Source organism: Paracoccus sp. NFXS7 (genome assembly GCF_040148865.1).
GTDB lineage: Bacteria > Pseudomonadota > Alphaproteobacteria > Rhodobacterales > Rhodobacteraceae > Paracoccus > Paracoccus marcusii.
In genome coordinates, this window is sequence record NZ_JAKEKV010000001.1 from 813,129 (window position 1) to 827,974 (window position 14,846).

At 69.3% G+C, this 14,846-nt stretch carries 14 protein-coding genes; 12 read left to right on the forward strand and 2 right to left on the reverse strand.

The genetic code is table 11. The annotated features are described in order from the left end of the window. Nucleotides 1-119: 119 nt before the first annotated feature. Complete coding sequence (locus LZ686_RS03995; protein ID WP_139598401.1) at nucleotides 120-1,049, forward strand: bile acid:sodium symporter family protein; 930 nt, start codon at nucleotides 120-122, stop codon at nucleotides 1,047-1,049. A gap of 7 nt (nucleotides 1,050-1,056) precedes the next feature. Here LZ686_RS03995 and LZ686_RS04000 read toward each other — a convergent pair whose 3' ends face one another. Then, nucleotides 1,057-1,542 carry a cell wall hydrolase gene (locus tag LZ686_RS04000; RefSeq protein WP_304614124.1) on the reverse strand — a complete coding sequence of 162 codons (486 nt, stop codon included), beginning with the start codon at nucleotides 1,540-1,542 and terminating at the stop codon, nucleotides 1,057-1,059. 217 nt (nucleotides 1,543-1,759) lie between these two features. Between LZ686_RS04000 and LZ686_RS04005 the strand changes: the two genes are divergently transcribed. The 11 genes from LZ686_RS04005 to recR all read left to right on the forward strand — a co-directional run bounded on the left by LZ686_RS04005 (nucleotide 1,760) and on the right by recR (nucleotide 14,201). After that, nucleotides 1,760-3,241, forward strand: a complete 1,482-nt coding sequence (locus LZ686_RS04005; RefSeq protein WP_349547055.1) for a sugar ABC transporter ATP-binding protein — start codon at nucleotides 1,760-1,762, stop codon at nucleotides 3,239-3,241. A 50-nt stretch (nucleotides 3,242-3,291) separates the two neighbouring features. Further along, a complete protein-coding gene (locus tag LZ686_RS04010; RefSeq protein ID WP_337960264.1) occupies nucleotides 3,292-4,299 on the forward strand; it encodes an ABC transporter permease in 1,008 nt (335 codons plus the stop codon). A 46-nt stretch (nucleotides 4,300-4,345) separates the two neighbouring features. Continuing rightward, a complete protein-coding gene (locus tag LZ686_RS04015; protein ID WP_127898990.1) occupies nucleotides 4,346-5,338 on the forward strand; it encodes a substrate-binding domain-containing protein in 993 nt (330 codons plus the stop codon). Between the two features lie 62 nt (nucleotides 5,339-5,400). Further along, complete coding sequence (locus tag LZ686_RS04020; RefSeq protein WP_304613605.1) at nucleotides 5,401-6,156, forward strand: GolD/DthD family dehydrogenase; 756 nt, start codon at nucleotides 5,401-5,403, stop codon at nucleotides 6,154-6,156. After that, complete coding sequence (gene dhaL, locus LZ686_RS04025) at nucleotides 6,153-7,919, forward strand: dihydroxyacetone kinase subunit DhaL (protein ID WP_349547056.1); 1,767 nt, start codon at nucleotides 6,153-6,155, stop codon at nucleotides 7,917-7,919. Before LZ686_RS04020 ends, dhaL (LZ686_RS04025) begins: the two co-directional genes overlap by 4 nt. Before the next feature lie 57 nt (nucleotides 7,920-7,976). Then, entirely contained in the window at nucleotides 7,977-8,639 is a 663-nt protein-coding gene (dhaL, locus tag LZ686_RS04030) for a dihydroxyacetone kinase subunit DhaL (RefSeq protein WP_217845553.1), read from the forward strand. Next, a complete protein-coding gene (locus LZ686_RS04035) occupies nucleotides 8,636-10,657 on the forward strand; it encodes a bifunctional sugar-binding transcriptional regulator/dihydroxyacetone kinase subunit DhaK (protein ID WP_349547057.1) in 2,022 nt (673 codons plus the stop codon). The genes dhaL (LZ686_RS04030) and LZ686_RS04035 overlap by 4 nt, the downstream gene beginning before the upstream one ends. A 91-nt stretch (nucleotides 10,658-10,748) precedes the next feature. Further along, the gene (locus LZ686_RS04040; RefSeq protein ID WP_349547058.1) at nucleotides 10,749-11,408 is read left to right on the forward strand and encodes an HAD family hydrolase; all 660 of its coding nucleotides are present in this window, start codon (nucleotides 10,749-10,751) and stop codon (nucleotides 11,406-11,408) included. A gap of 55 nt (nucleotides 11,409-11,463) precedes the next feature. Further along, complete coding sequence (locus tag LZ686_RS04045) at nucleotides 11,464-13,248, forward strand: DNA polymerase III subunit gamma/tau (protein ID WP_349547059.1); 1,785 nt, start codon at nucleotides 11,464-11,466, stop codon at nucleotides 13,246-13,248. A gap of 3 nt (nucleotides 13,249-13,251) precedes the next feature. Further along, entirely contained in the window at nucleotides 13,252-13,596 is a 345-nt protein-coding gene (locus tag LZ686_RS04050) for a YbaB/EbfC family nucleoid-associated protein (RefSeq protein WP_045982936.1), read from the forward strand. A 5-nt stretch (nucleotides 13,597-13,601) separates the two neighbouring features. Beyond that, nucleotides 13,602-14,201, forward strand: coding sequence for a recombination mediator RecR (recR, locus tag LZ686_RS04055; protein WP_349547060.1), 600 nt, complete (start codon nucleotides 13,602-13,604; stop codon nucleotides 14,199-14,201). Nucleotides 14,202-14,297: 96 nt separating this feature from the next. Here the strand turns inward: recR and LZ686_RS04060 are convergent, their stop codons facing one another. Then, entirely contained in the window at nucleotides 14,298-14,750 is a 453-nt protein-coding gene (locus LZ686_RS04060) for an Hsp20 family protein (protein ID WP_045982934.1), read from the reverse strand. Nucleotides 14,751-14,846 lie beyond the last annotated feature (96 nt).

The following is a 14,846-nucleotide window of genomic DNA, read 5'->3' on the forward strand; positions in this document are numbered from 1 at the left end:
GACCACTCACGGCGCCGGGCCGGTTTTTCCGCCACCACGGGTTGAAGCCCGCCACGGGCGGCACTATGGCCCATGCCGAAACGTCAGGGCGCAGGAAAGCTGTGCCAGAGGAGGCATCGGTGAAATCATTGGCATCGCTTTCGCGGTTCGTCGGCAATACCTTTGCGGCCTGGGTCGTCCTGTTCGCGGTCCTGGGCTTTCTGCTGCCCGACCTGTTCCGCCAGCTGACACCCTGGATCGTCACACTGCTGGGGATCATCATGTTCGGGATGGGGCTGACCATCTCGGGGCGCGACTTTGCCGAGGTGCTGCGCCGCCCGGTCAATGTCGGCGTGGGCGTCGCGTCGCAGTTCCTGATCATGCCGCTGCTGGCGGTGGCGCTGACCATGATCATCCCGATGTCCCCCGAGGTCGCCGCGGGCGTGATCCTGGTCGGCTGCTGCCCCGGCGGCACGTCGTCGAATGTGATGACCTATCTGGCCAAGGGCGACGTGGCGCTGTCGGTCGCCTGCACCAGCGTGACAACGCTGATGGCGCCGATCGTGACACCCTTCCTGATGCTGATGCTGGCCAGCGAATACCTGCCCGTGGATGCTTGGGCGATGTTCCAGTCCATCGTCAAGGTCGTGCTGTTCCCGCTGGCCCTGGGCTTTGCGGCGCAAAAGCTGTTGCCGGCCTTCGTGCGCGCGGCGGTGCCCGCCCTGCCCTTGGTCAGCGTGACGGGCATCGTGTTGATCGTGGCCGCCGTCGTGGGCGCCTCCAAGGGCGCGATCGTCCAGTCGGGGCTGATGATCTTTGCGGTCGTCGTGCTGCACAACATGCTGGGCTATCTGATCGGGTTCATCGCGGCGCGGCTGGCCGGGCTGGACCTGGCCGCGCGCAAGGCCATCGCGATCGAGACCGGCATGCAGAATTCGGGCCTGGCGGCGGCACTGGCTACTGCCTATTTCTCGCCGCTGACGGCGGTGCCGGCGGCGATCTTCAGCGTGTGGCACAACATTTCAGGCGCGCTGGTAGCCAACATCCTGTCGCGGATGAAGGCCCGCTAGATCCGCCTCAGCGCCCCGTGATGCCCTCGATCTGCGGCAGCACGCGGGGCTGGGTCACCAGTTCCGGGCGGCGGCGTTCATAGAACGCGTTGCCGCCCGCCGTCACGACGTAATGCATGTTGTTGTAGGACGCGCGATAGCTGGCCGCGTGAAAGAACTGGGCGTTCTGGATCATCGGGTGGCGTTCGCCGCGCAGCACGGACACGGCCGCCTCGCGCAGGCGCGGGGCCGACGCGCGGTCCATCCGCTTGGTCAGGACGCCGGGCGCGAACTGGTTCTTCTGGCCCACCACGCCGCAGACCGACCGCGGATAGTTGCCTGACTGGACGCGGTTCATCACCACGCTGCCCACCGCGATCATCCCGTCCCGGCTAGACCGGTTCGATTCGAAATACATGGCGCGTTCCATGCATTCCAGTTCGCTCTGACGCTTGAAACCGCCGCAGGCGGCCACCGACGACAGCACCGCCAGCAGCGCGGCGCCGCGCAGCATCCCCTTCGAAAAACCCATGCCTGCCCCTGCCCTTGCAGCCTTGTTGTTTCGCAAGGCTTAGCAGCAGGCGGGCCGCGCGGACAACTGCCAGATCGCATCTGAACTATGTCACATCCCTGTTGACAGAAGTCACCCGCGCCGCTTAGCGTGCAAAAGTCAGAGGGAGACTGACATATGTATCGGCACGCCTGGTGGGCGTCCGGCATGGGGGGACGACATGACCACGCCGCTGTTGGAGGCCTCGGGCTTTCGCAAATCCTTCGATGGCGTTCCCGCGCTGAAGCTGGGCCAGTTCCGGCTGGAGCCGGGATCGGTGCATGCGCTGTGCGGGGGTAACGGCGCGGGCAAGTCGACCTTCCTCAAGATCCTAATGGGCATCCATCACCGCGATGCGGGCACCCTGCTGCGCAACGGCCAGCCGGTGGTGTTCGACAACCCGTCCCAGGCCCTGGCGCACGGCATCTCGATCATCGAGCAGGAGCTGAGCCCCGTCCCGGCCATGACCGTGGCCGAGAACATCTATCTGGGCCGCGAACCGGTGGGGATGTTCGGACGCATCGCGTTCCGCGAGATGAACAGCCGCGCCCAGGCGCTGCTGGACGGGTTCCAGTTCGGCATCCGCGCGGACAGCCTGATGATGGACCTGACCGTGGCCCAGACCCAGCTGGTCGAGATCGCCAAGGCGCTGAGCTATGACGCCGAGGTCATCATCATGGACGAGCCGACCTCTGCCCTGGGCGAGGCCGAGGCCGACCAGCTGTTCGCCGCCATTGACACGCTGAAGGCGCGCGGCAAGGGGGTGATCTATGTCAGCCACCGCCTGTCCGAGATCTTCGGCGTCTGCGACAGCTATACCGTGTTCCGCGACGGCAGCTTCGTCGAGACGGGCAGCCTGGCCGACATCGACAAGGACCACCTGATCCAGCTGGTCGTGGGCCGCCCCCTGACCGAGGAATTCGTCAAGGAGAACACCCCGCAGGCGCGCCGCCTGCTGTCGGTCGTGGGTCTTGCCGCCGATCGCGGCGTCCGGGACGTCAGCTTCGATCTGCACGAGGGCGAGATCCTGGCGCTGTACGGCCTGATGGGGTCGGGCCGGACCGAGATCTTCGACCGCCTGTTCGGCCTGTCGGCCGAGACGGCCGGCACCGTGACCATCGACGGGCGCCCCGCCCGCATCACCACCCCGCGCGAGGCGATCGAGGCCGGGCTGGCCTATGTGACCGAGGATCGCAAGCGGTCTGGCCTGGTCCTGACCGGCGACGTGCGCGAGAACCTGTGCCTGGCCACGCTGGACCGCATGTCCGCGGGCCCGGTGATGAACGCCCGCGCCGAGGGCCGTGCCGCCACCCGGATGATCGACACGCTGAACATCCGCACCGCGTCGGACCGGCTGAACGTGGCGCATCTGTCGGGCGGCAACCAGCAGAAGGTCGTGCTGGGCAAGTGGTTCCTGACCGAGCCGCGCATCCTGCTGCTGGACGAACCCACGCGCGGCGTCGACGTGGGCGCGAAGCGCGAGATCTATCGCGTGATGTCCGATTTCGCCCGCGCGGGCGGGGCGGTCATCATGGTCTCGTCCGAGACGGACGAGGTGCTGGGCATGGCCGACCGCGCGGTCGTCATGCGGGACGGGCGCGTGGCGGGCGAGTTGGATCGCGCCGCGATGTCGGCCGAGAAACTGCTGCATCTGGCGGCCTGACGCGCCGGGACGGACGCCGTCGACGGATGCATGAACGGGAGAGAGACAGGGTGGAAGACCAGATCAAGACCGCAGCGCAGCCGCGCCGCATGATCCCGGCGCGGATCGGACGTGACGCGCAGCGATACGGCATCCTGATCGCGCTGGCGCTGCTGTGCATCGTGCTGTCGATCGTCAGCGAGAATTTCCTGACCTCGCGCAACATCATCAACGTGCTGCGCCAGACCTCGATCAACGGGATCCTGGCGATCGGGATGACCTTCGTCATCCTGACGCGCGGCATCGACCTGTCGGTCGGATCGGTGGTCGCGCTGGTGGGCGTGGTCTCGGCCAGCTTCGCCACGACCTCGGCGGCGGGGTTCATTCCCGGCGCGCCCTACATGCCGCTGATCCCGATCGCGGTGGGCCTGATCACCGGCACCGCGATGGGCGCGCTGTCGGGGATCGCGGTCGCGCGCTTTGCGGTCCCGGCCTTCGTCGCGACGCTTGGCATGCTGTCGGCGGCGCGCGGGCTGACGCTGATCTATTCGGGCGGGCGGCCGGTCCCGGCGCTGACCGACGGCTATCGCTGGATCGGGACGGGCGACATCGCGGGCATCCCGGTGCCGATCATCCTGTTCGGCATGGTCTTTGCGTTGTCGCATTTCGTGCTGACCCGGACCCGCTTTGGCCGCCACGTCTATGCGGTGGGCGGCAACCCCCATGCGGCCAAGGTGTCGGGCCTGCCCGTCCGCGCCATCCGGTTTTCGGTCTATGCCATATCGGGCGCGCTGGCGGGCATCGCGGGGATGATCCTGGCCGCGCGGACCGGCTCGGCCCTGCCCCAGGCGGGTGTCGCCTATGAGCTGGACGCCATCGCGGCGGTCGTGATCGGCGGCACCAGCCTGGCGGGCGGCGTGGGCCGGGTCACCGGCACTGTCATCGGCGCGCTGCTGATCGGGGTGATGAACAACGGCCTCGATCTGCTTGGGGTCGAATCCTATTACCAGCAGGTGATCAAGGGGGCGCTGATCGTGGCCGCCGTCATGCTGGACCGGTCCCGCAAGACCGAAGACTGAGATCCGGCGCGTGCCGGGACATGGTGTCACCGAGGGAGGAAACCAGATGACGACGAAGATGATGATGACGGCCAGCGCATTGGCGCTTGGCCTGGGTCTGGGCGCGGCGCAGGCGCAGGACGACCCGATCAAGATCGGCATGGCCGCCTATGGCCTGAATGCCGAGTTCATGCAGCTGTGGTCGGCGGCGGGCGAAAAGCACCCGGCGGTCGAATCCGGCATGGTCGAGCTGACCATCTTTGACGGCCGCTATGACGCGCTGGTGCAGCAGGACCAGTTCGAGACGATGATCACCCAAGGCTTCGACGCGATCGTCTTTGCGCCGATGGACGTCGAGGCCGGCGCCACCGCCGTCCAGCTGGCCGTCGATGCGGGCATCCCCGTCGTCGGATCGAACGCGCGGGTCAACAGCGACCTGCTGACCGCCTATGTCGGATCGAACGACGTCGAGGCCGGCTATCTGGAGGCCAAGGCCGTCCTGGACAAGATGGGCTGCCAGGGTGCGGTGGTCATCATCGAGGGCCCGATCGGCCAGTCCGGCGAAATCCAGCGCGGCGAGGGCAACGAGAAGGCCCTGGCCGAATGCCCCGACGTCAAGATCCTGGAACGCCAGACCGGCAACTGGTCGCGCGCCGAGGCGCAGGCCCTGATGGAGAACTGGCTGACTGCGCATGGCAACGACATCAAGGGCGTGATCGGCCAGAACGACGAGATGGCCCTGGGTGCCATCGAGGCGATCAAGGCCGCCGGCATGGACGTGGCCGATTTCGCGATCGCGGGCGTGGACGGGGTGACCGACGCGCTGAACGCGGTCAAGGCGGGCCAGATGGATTCGATCCTGCAGGACGGCGAGGCCCAGGCCCTGGGCTCGATCGACGTGGCGATCAAGGCGGTCAAGCCCGACTATGAGCCCATGTCCGCGATCTGGGAACAGTATCCCGACATGCCGTGGAACAACGGCGCGGACAAGGAATACAACGTGCCCTGGACCCCGGTGACGGCCGAGAACGTCGACGCACTGCTGGCCACGCGCCAGTAACGACCACCCCCTTCGGCGGCACGCCTGCCGGAGGGGCCACCTGACCCACGAAAGGACTGCGGATGGCCGCTTCACTTGATTTCAGCCTGGGCGGCCGGACCGCCGTGGTGACGGGTGCCGGATCGGGCATCGGCGCCGCCATCGCGCAGGCCTTTGCCGCCCAGGGCGCGCGCGTCGCGCTGCTGGACATGAACCTGGCCGCCGCGACGAATGCCGCGGCCGCCCTGCCCGACGCGCAGGCCTTTGCCTGCGACGTGACCGACGCGGCCAGCATCGGCGCGGCCGTCGATGCGGTGACGCAGGCCTTTGACGGCATCGACATTCTGGTCAATTCCGCGGGCATCGTGGACCTGGCCCCGGCCGAGGATCTGAGCGACGGCGCCTGGACGCGCACCATCGCCGTCAACCTGACCGGCAGCTTCCTGATGGCGCAGGCCGTGGGCCGCGGGATGATCGCGCGGGCCAAGGGCGGGCGCATCATCAACCTTGCCAGCCAGGCGGGCTCGGTCGCGATCGAGGGGCATGTGGCCTATTGCGCGTCAAAGTTCGGCATCGTCGGCGTGACCAAGACGCTGGCGCTGGAATGGGGCGGGCACGGGATCACCGTCAATTCCATCTCTCCCACCGTGGTGATGACCGATCTGGGCCGCAAGGCCTGGGAGGGCCCCAAGGGCGAGGCGATGAAGGCGCTTATCCCCGCCGGCCGCTTTGCCGAACCCCACGAGATCGCCGCTGCGGCGGTGTTCCTGGCATCGGACGCGGCGGCGATGATCAACGGCGCCGACCTGCTGGTCGACGGCGGATACACGGTGCGATGATGGGGGACGACATGGCGACCAAGGCGATGCAGCGTTTCGTCAACGACCCCGACGACATCGTCGACGAGACGGTGGCGGGCTTCATCAAGGCGCATCGCGACCTGGTGCGCAAGGACCCGGCCAACCCGCGCGTGGTCCTGTCGCGCTTTGCGCCCCAGGACGGCAAGGTCGGCATCGTGACCGGCGGCGGGTCGGGGCATGAACCGGCCTTCATCGGCTATGCGGGCCGTAACCTGGTCGATGCCGTGGCCGTCGGAGAGCTGTTCTCGTCGCCCACCGCGAAAAGCTTTGCCGATGCGATCCGGGCCGCCGATGGCGGTGCCGGAGTCGCGGTCCTCTACGGCAACTATGCGGGCGACAACATGAACGTGCGCATGGCCGCGGGCATGGTGGCCGAGGACGGGATCGAGGTCGCGACCGTGGTGGCCAATGACGACGTCTGTTCCGCCCCCGCGTCCGAACGCGCCAAGCGCCGCGGCGTGGCCGGAGAGATCTTCATGTGGAAGATCGGCGGCGCCAAGGCCGCGCTTGGCGGCACCCTGGCCGAGGTTCGGGCCGCGGCCCAGCAGGCGATCGACGCCTGCCGGTCGGTGGGCGTGGGCCTGGGCCCCTGCACCCTGCCCGCGGTGGGCCATCCGAACTTCCAGATCGCGCCTGGCACGATGGAGGTCGGCATCGGCCATCACGGCGAACCCGGCACGCGGGTCGAGGCGCTGAAGACCGCCGACCAGGTCGCCGACGACATGGTCCGGATCGTGCTGGACGATCACGCCCTGCCCGAGGGAACAGAGGTCGCGGTGCTGGTTTCGGGCCTGGGCGCGACGCCCGTGAACGAACTCTATGTGCTGTACGACCGGATTGAGGTCGGGCTGGAACGCGCGGGCCTGCGGGTGCACCGGGCGTTCGTCGGAAACTATTTCACCTCGCTGGAGATGGTGGGGGCCACGCTGACGGTCATGGCGCTGGACGACGACCTGAAGCCCCTGCTGGACATGGACTGCGCGGCGCCCGGCCTGACCGTCGCGGGCACCCGGCCCGCGCCGGTGGGCGCTTTGTCGGGCGGTCCGCGTCACCGCGCCGCCGCCGTGGCCGCCGACACCGCCCCCCGCGCGCCCGAGGCCGCGGGCCATCCCCGCCTGTCCGTCGCGCAATCGGGCGACATCGTGGCCGAACTGGCCGCGGTGATCGTCGCCAACAAGGCGCACCTGTCCGAGGTGGACGGCCTGATCGGCGACGGCGATCACGGGATCAACATGGCCAAGGGCTTTGGCCGCGCGGCCGAACGCCTGTCGGGCCAGCCGCTGGACGGGGCCTTCCTGGTGCTGTCGGACGTGCTGATGTCCGAGATCGGCGGATCGATGGGGCCGCTTTACGGTTTTATGTTCCGCGACATGGGCCGCACCATCCGCGACCGCGCCGCCATCGACGCGGACGGGTTCCTGACCATGCTGCAGGCGGGGCTGTCCGCCGTCACCGCCACCGGCGCCGCCAAGGTCGGCGACAAGACCCTGATCGACTGCCTGGACCCGGCCATCGCGGCCTTCGACGCGGCACGACCCGACGGGTTCGCCGCGGCCTTGCGGGCGATGGCGCGGGCGGCGCAGCAGGGGCGCGACAGCACTGTCGACATGGTCGCCAAGCTGGGCCGCGCGGCGCGGTTGGGCGAACGGTCGCGGGGGGTGCCCGATGCCGGGGCGACGTCCTGCTGCCTGATCCTGACGACGCTGGCCGACAGCGTGGAACGCCGCCTGTCGCAGCCGTGACGTGCCGTTCCGGGACCGCTTGCAACCCTGCGGCGGGCCGTGCCAATGAGGTCCGACATGCAGACCTTCTCGCGCCATGATCTGACCGACCTGTTCCGCAGCCTGGCCGAGCGCATGGCCGCGGAACAATCCTATCTGGCCGAACTGGACGGAGAGATCGGCGATGCCGATCACGGCGTGGCGATGGCCGGGGGCTTTGCCGCCGCGGCGCGCGCCCTGGGCGAGGCGGGCGGGGCGGACCAGACGCTGGCACAGGGGCTGACCCTGGCCGCGTCGTCCCTGCACAATGCGGTGGGCGCCACGACTGGCCCGCTTTATGCCAGCGCCCTGCTGCGCGCCGCCTCGGCGCTTGGCGCCGAGACGCAGGTGCCCCTGTCCCGCCTGCCCGAGGTCATCGTCGCGATGGCCGAGGGGATCGCCGCCCGCGGCCAGGGCAAGCCCGGCGACAAGACCATGGTCGATGCCTGGGCGCCCGCCGCCCATGCCGCCCGCGCGGGCCTGCAGGCGGGCCAGCCCGCGACCGAGGTGCTGGCCGCCGCGGCACGCGCCGCCGCCGACGGCGCACAGGCGACGCGCGCGATGATGGCAAGCCGCGGCCGCGCCGCCCGCCTTGGACCGCGCAGCGTGGGCCATCTGGACCCCGGCGCGGTATCGGCCGCGGCGCTGCTGGACAGCCTGGCGCACTGGGCCCGGCGCCGCGCGGAGGGGTCGCGCCCATGACCACCACCCCCCGCCAGCCCCTGCGCTTTGGCGAGGACCCGCTGCTGTGGGCGTCCTGGCTGTATTATCAGGAGGGCCTGACCCAAGGCGACATCGCAACCCAGATGGGCGTCTCCCGCGCCTCGGTGAACGCCTATCTGGCGGATGCGCGCACCCGCGGCATCGTCTCGATCGAGATCGACCCCGAACGGTTCCGCGCGCTGAGCCTGGCGCAGGCGATGCAGGACCATTTCGGCCTGACCGACTGCCTGGTGATCCCGTCCGAAGGCGGCGACAGCCCGCTGATCGACCGGCTTGGCGCGGCCGCGGCGCAGGTGCTGTCGCGTCTGGCGCGGTCGGCCGACACCATCGCGGTGACCTGGGGACGGACCGTCCTGTCGATGGCCAGCCGCGTCGACCGCGCCGGACTGCAGGACCTGCGCGTGGTGCAGGCGACGGGCGGCACCACCGCCAAGATCCCCTGGACGCCCGAGGCCTGTGCGACGCGGCTGGCGGAATCGATGGGCGCGCGGTGCATCCCGATCTCGGCCCCGGCGATCGTGTCGTCGCCCGACATGCGCGCGCTGCTGCTGCGAGAGCCGGTGGTGGCAGAACAGATGGCGGTGCTGGCACAGGCCAACCGGATCGTGCTGGGCATTTCCTCGCTGCGGCCGGAAAGCACCATCCACAGCAGCGGCTTTTTCGACGACGTGGCCATGCACGCCCATTACCACGCCGCGGTGGGCAGCATCGCGGGGCGGCTGATCGACGCCCAGGGCCAGCCCGTCGACGGTCCGCTGGAGGGGCGGACCATCGGCATCGACCTGGGCGGCCTGCGGTCCGTGCCCTGCCGGATCGGGGTCGCAGGGGGCATGGACAAGGTCCAGGCGATCCTGGCCGCGCTGCGCGGGAACTACATCAACGTGATGGTGACCGATGCCGACACCGCCCGCGCCATCCTGACCTCCGAAGGGCATGACGACACACCCGCGCGGCGCCGCGACCAGGCAGCCCAGCCCCTGCCCGAACGCCTGCGGGTCAAGAAGTTCATCAACCGCCCCCAGGACGCCGTGAACGAGACGGTGGCCGGCGCCCTGCTGGCGCATGAGGACATGCTGGCCCCCGTCACCGGTGCGCCGCGCGCCCTGCGGGCCACGGGCGCCCCCCGGGCCGGCAAGGTCGGCCTGGTCATCGGCGGCGGGTCGGGGCACGAGCCGGGGTTCTTCGGTTATGTCGGGCGCGGATTGGCGGATGCGGTGGCGATCGGCAACGTCTTTGCCGCACCGCCGCCCGACCCGATCCTGGCGGCGACGCTGGCCGCGGATGGTGGGGCGGGCGTGCTGCACATCTTCGGCAACTTCTCGGGCGATCTGATGAACTTCGAGATGGCGGCCGAGATGGCCGCCGCCCGCGGCGTGCCGGTGCGCACCATCGTGACCACCGACGACATCGCCTCGGCCCCCGTCGACACGCGGGCGGCGCGGCGCGGGGTGGCGGGCAATGTCTTCGTCTTCAAGGTCGCGGGGGCCGCCTGCGACCGGATGCTGCCGCTGGAGGCCTGCGCGGGGCTGGCGCTGCGCGCCAACCAGCGCTGCTACACGATGGGGATCGCGCTAGAACCGGGCGCCTCGGTCGACAGCCAGAAGCCCAGCTTTCGCCTTGGCGCCGATGATATGGAGATCGGCGTGGGCGTGCATGGCGAACGCGGCATCGCCCGTGCGCCCCTGGCCAGCGCGGACGGCGCCGCCGACCTGATCGTGGACCGCATCCTGGACGAGATGCGCCCCGCCGAGGGCGACCGGGTCGCCCTGTTGGTGAATTCGCTTGGCGGCACACCCAAGATGGAGCTGTACATCCTGAACCGCCGGCTGCGTGAACGTCTGCGCGCGCGGGGCGTGCAGGTGCATCGCACGTTGATCGGACATTACTACACCTCGCTGGACATGGCAGGCGTGTCGATCACCGCGCTGCACCTGGACGAGGAGCTGACCGCCCTGATCGACCACCCCTGCCATTCCCCGGCCTGGACCCAGCCCTAGGCGGCCCATCGCGGCCTGCAACCCAGCCATGCCTTGCCGATCGCCGCGCAAATCGCCATGTTAGCGCCTGACAGACCTGAAAGGATGACCCATGACCGCCCGCCGTTTCGATGCCGTGATCTTTGATCTGGATGGCACCCTGCTGGCCACCGAACAGATGACCATCGAGACCGGAGAGGCGGCGCTGGCCCGCATGGGGCGCGTGGCCCCCGACGGGCTGCTGGCATCGCTGGTGGGCATAGACGAGCCGACCTCGCGCGGGATCCTGCGCGACCACCTGGGCGCGGATTTCGACTTTCCGCACCTGGACCGGATGTGGGCCGAGGCGATGATGGAACGGCGCGACCGCGACGGCATCCCGCTGCGCCCGCATGTCCACACGCTGCTGGACGCGCTGCGGGCGGCGGGTCTGCCCTTTGCCATTGCGACCTCCAGCACCGGCGATCAGGCGCGCGAAAAGCTGGCGGCGGCGGGGCTGACCGACCGCTTCGACATCGTGGTGACGCGCAGCGACGTGCCCAGCCCCAAGCCCGCCCCCGACGTCTATCTGCTGGCGGCCCGCCGGCTTGGGATCGAGCCCGCCCGCTGCCTGGCCTTCGAGGACAGCGATGTCGGCGCCATTGCCGCACGTGCGGCCGGGATGACGGTCGTGCAGGTGCCCGACATGGTGCCCCTGTCGGGAGAGAATGCCGACTTTCTGGCGACCGACCTGATCGCGGGCGCCCGGGGCATCGGCCTGCTGGCTGCCTGACCCGGTTGTGGCCCCCGCGGCGCCCCGCTAAGGTGGCGCTGTGCCCGAGGGATCGATGACCGACACCAAGCCCGCCTACCAGGTTCTGGCCCGGAAATACCGGCCCGAAACGTTCGCCGACCTGGTCGGACAGGACGCGATGGTCCGCACGCTGAAGAACGCGTTCGCCGCCGACCGCATCGCGCAGGCCTTCATCATGACGGGCATCCGCGGCACCGGAAAGACGACCACCGCGCGCATCATCGCCAAGGGCATGAACTGCATCGGCCCAGATGGCCAGGGCGGCCCCACGACCGAACCCTGCGGCGTGTGCGAGCATTGCGTGGCGATCGCCGAAGGCCGCCATGTCGACGTGATGGAGATGGATGCCGCGTCCCGCACCGGCGTGGGCGATATCCGCGAGATCATCGAATCGGTGCATTACCGGGCGGCGTCCGCGCGCTACAAGATCTACATCATCGACGAGGTCCACATGCTGTCGACCAGCGCGTTCAACGCGCTGTTGAAGACGCTGGAGGAGCCACCCCCGCATGTGAAGTTCATCTTTGCCACGACCGAGATCCGCAAGGTGCCGGTGACCGTCCTGTCACGCTGCCAGCGCTTCGACCTGCGCCGGATCGAGCCCGAGGTGATGATCGCCCTGTTGCGCCGGATCGCCGCGGCCGAGGGTGCGACGATCACCGACGACGCGCTGGCGCTGATCACCCGCGCCGCCGAAGGGTCGGCCCGCGACGCGACCAGCCTGCTGGACCAGTCGATCAGCCATGGCGCGGGCGAGACCACCGCAGACCAGGTGCGCGCGATGCTGGGCCTGGCCGACCGCGGCCGCGTGATCGACCTGTTCGAGATGGTGATGCGCGGCGACGCTGCATCGGCGCTGACCGAGCTGCAGTCGCAATATGCCGATGGCGCCGATCCGGTCGCGGTGCTGCGCGACATGGCCGAGATCGTGCACTGGATTTCCGTCGTGAAGATCACGCCGGACGCGCTGGCAGATCCGACGATCTCTCCGGACGAACGGTCACGAGGCAAGGACCTGGCCGACCGGCTGCCGATGCGGGTCATGTCGCGGATGTGGCAGCTGTTGCTGAAGGCGCTGGAGGAAGTGTCCGCCGCGCCCAACGCGATGATGGCCGCCGAGATGGCGATCATCCGCCTGACCCATGTCGCCGACCTGCCCGACCCCGAGGCCCTGATCCGCCGCGTCCAGCAGGCACAGACGGCAGGAGAGTTCGCGCGCGGACCTTCGGTGGCGGGCGCGCCCGCGGCCCAAGCCCCACAGGCGATGCGCCGCGCCCGCCCGGCGCCGGCGGTCCAGGCGCACGGCGCCGCGGCGCATGCCCTGGCCGTGACGCCCGAACTGGTCGAGAGCTGTCCCGATTTCGCGTCCGTCATCGAGCTGATCACCCGGATGCGCGACATGACGCTGCTGGTCTTGGTGGAACGCCACGTGTCGCTGGTTCGCTACAGCCCCGGGCGGATCGAGTATCAGCCCCGCGACAACCCGCCCGCCGATCTGGCGCAGCGGCTGGCCGAGCGCCTGCGCGGCTGGACCGCCGGACAGCGGTGGGCCGTCATCATCACGAACGAGGCCGGCGCCCCCACCATCGCCGAAACCCGCGAGGCGCAGGCCCGTGCCGACCGCGACCGTGCCCTGGCCCTGCCCATCGTGCAGCAGGTGCTGGCCGCCTTTCCCGGCGCGACCCTGACCGGCATCACCCGCGTCGCCCCGGAGGCCCAGGTCGCCGACCTGCCCGAGGGTGCGGCCAATCCCCATGACGGAACCGAAGGCCCGGTGGCCGAGGTTGAGGAATGGGACCCCTTTGAGGATGAGGACTGAACGATGATCAAGGGATTGGGCGGCTTTGGCGACATGGCCAAGATGATGAAGGCCGCCAAGGACATGCAGGACAAGATGGGCCAGATGCAGGAGGACATGGCCCGCATCACCGTGACCGGCGAATCCGGCGCGGGCCTGGTGCGCGCGACCTGCACCGCCAAGGGCGAGTTGACCGCGCTGGAGATCGACCCGTCGATCTTCGTGCCGTCGGAAAAGGAGGTGGTCGAGGACCTAATCCTGGCCGCCATCAAGGACGCCCAACGCGCCGCCGAGGAGAAGATGCAGGCCGAGATGTCGCGCATGACCGAAGGCCTGGGCCTGCCCCCCGGCATGAAGCTGCCCTTCTGAGCGGCATGGAGCAGGGCAGCGACGACATCCAGGCGCTGATCGCGCTGATGGCGCGGCTGCCTGGGCTGGGCCCGCGATCCGCCCGCCGCATCGTGCTGCAGCTGGTGCGTCGGCGCAGCCAGCATATGGTGCAGCTGTCGCAACTGCTGGACCGGGTGGCGCAGAACTCGCGCGAATGCGTGGTCTGCGGCAACATCACCGACCGTGACGAATGCGCGATCTGCACCGATCCGGCCCGCGCGACCGGAGAGATCTGCGTGGTTCAGGACGTGGCCGACCTGTGGGCGCTGGAACGCGGTCGGGCCTTTCGCGGCCGCTATCACGTGCTGGGCGGCACGCTGTCGGCGCTGGACGATGTGGGACCGGAGGATCTGGGGATCCCCACCCTTCTGGCGCGCATTGATGACGAAAGCATCACTGAGGTGATCCTGGCGCTGAACGCCACCGTCGACGGCCAGACCACCGCGCATTACATCGCCGATGCGCTGGAGGGGTCACCGGTGACGGTGACGGGCCTGGCCCAGGGCGTGCCCATCGGCGGAGAGCTGGATTACCTCGACGACGGTACCATCACCGCCGCCTTGCGCGCGCGCCGCAGGCTGTAACCACAAAAGGCCGCGTCGGGGGACGCGGCCTTTCCATCGGATCTTGGGCGGACGGAGGGTCCGGGGGGCTGGCCCCCCGGCCGTCGCGGGACGCGATCAGGCGTCCAGCTTGCCGACACGTGCCGGGGTCTTGGCGATCTCGATCCGGCGCGGCTTCAGCGCCTCGGGGATCTCGCGGACCAGGTCGATATGCAGCATCCCGTCGACATGGCTGGCGCCATCGACGCGGACATGGTCGGCCAGCGTGAACTTGCGCTCGAACGCACGCGTGGCGATGCCGCGATGCAGGAAGGTCCGGCCCTCGTCCTCGTCCGCCTTGCGGGCCGACACGATCACGGCGCCGTCGCGGACCTCGACGTTCAGGTCGTCGGCGGCAAAGCCGGCCACCGCGATCGAGATGCGATAGGCGTCCTCGCCGGTCTTCTCGATGTTGTAGGGGGGATAGGTGGTGCTGGCCACGTCGGCGGTCATGGCGCGGTCCATGACGTCGGCCAGACGGTCGAAGCCGACAGATGCCCGGTACAGCGGGGTCAGGTCGAAATTACGCATGTGTCACATCCTGTTCAAAGCGATGTCAGAGTTGCCCCCCGAAACCGGGCGGGCAGGGAAACCGACGCCGTCATGGCCGCCGGCTTCCTGAATCTA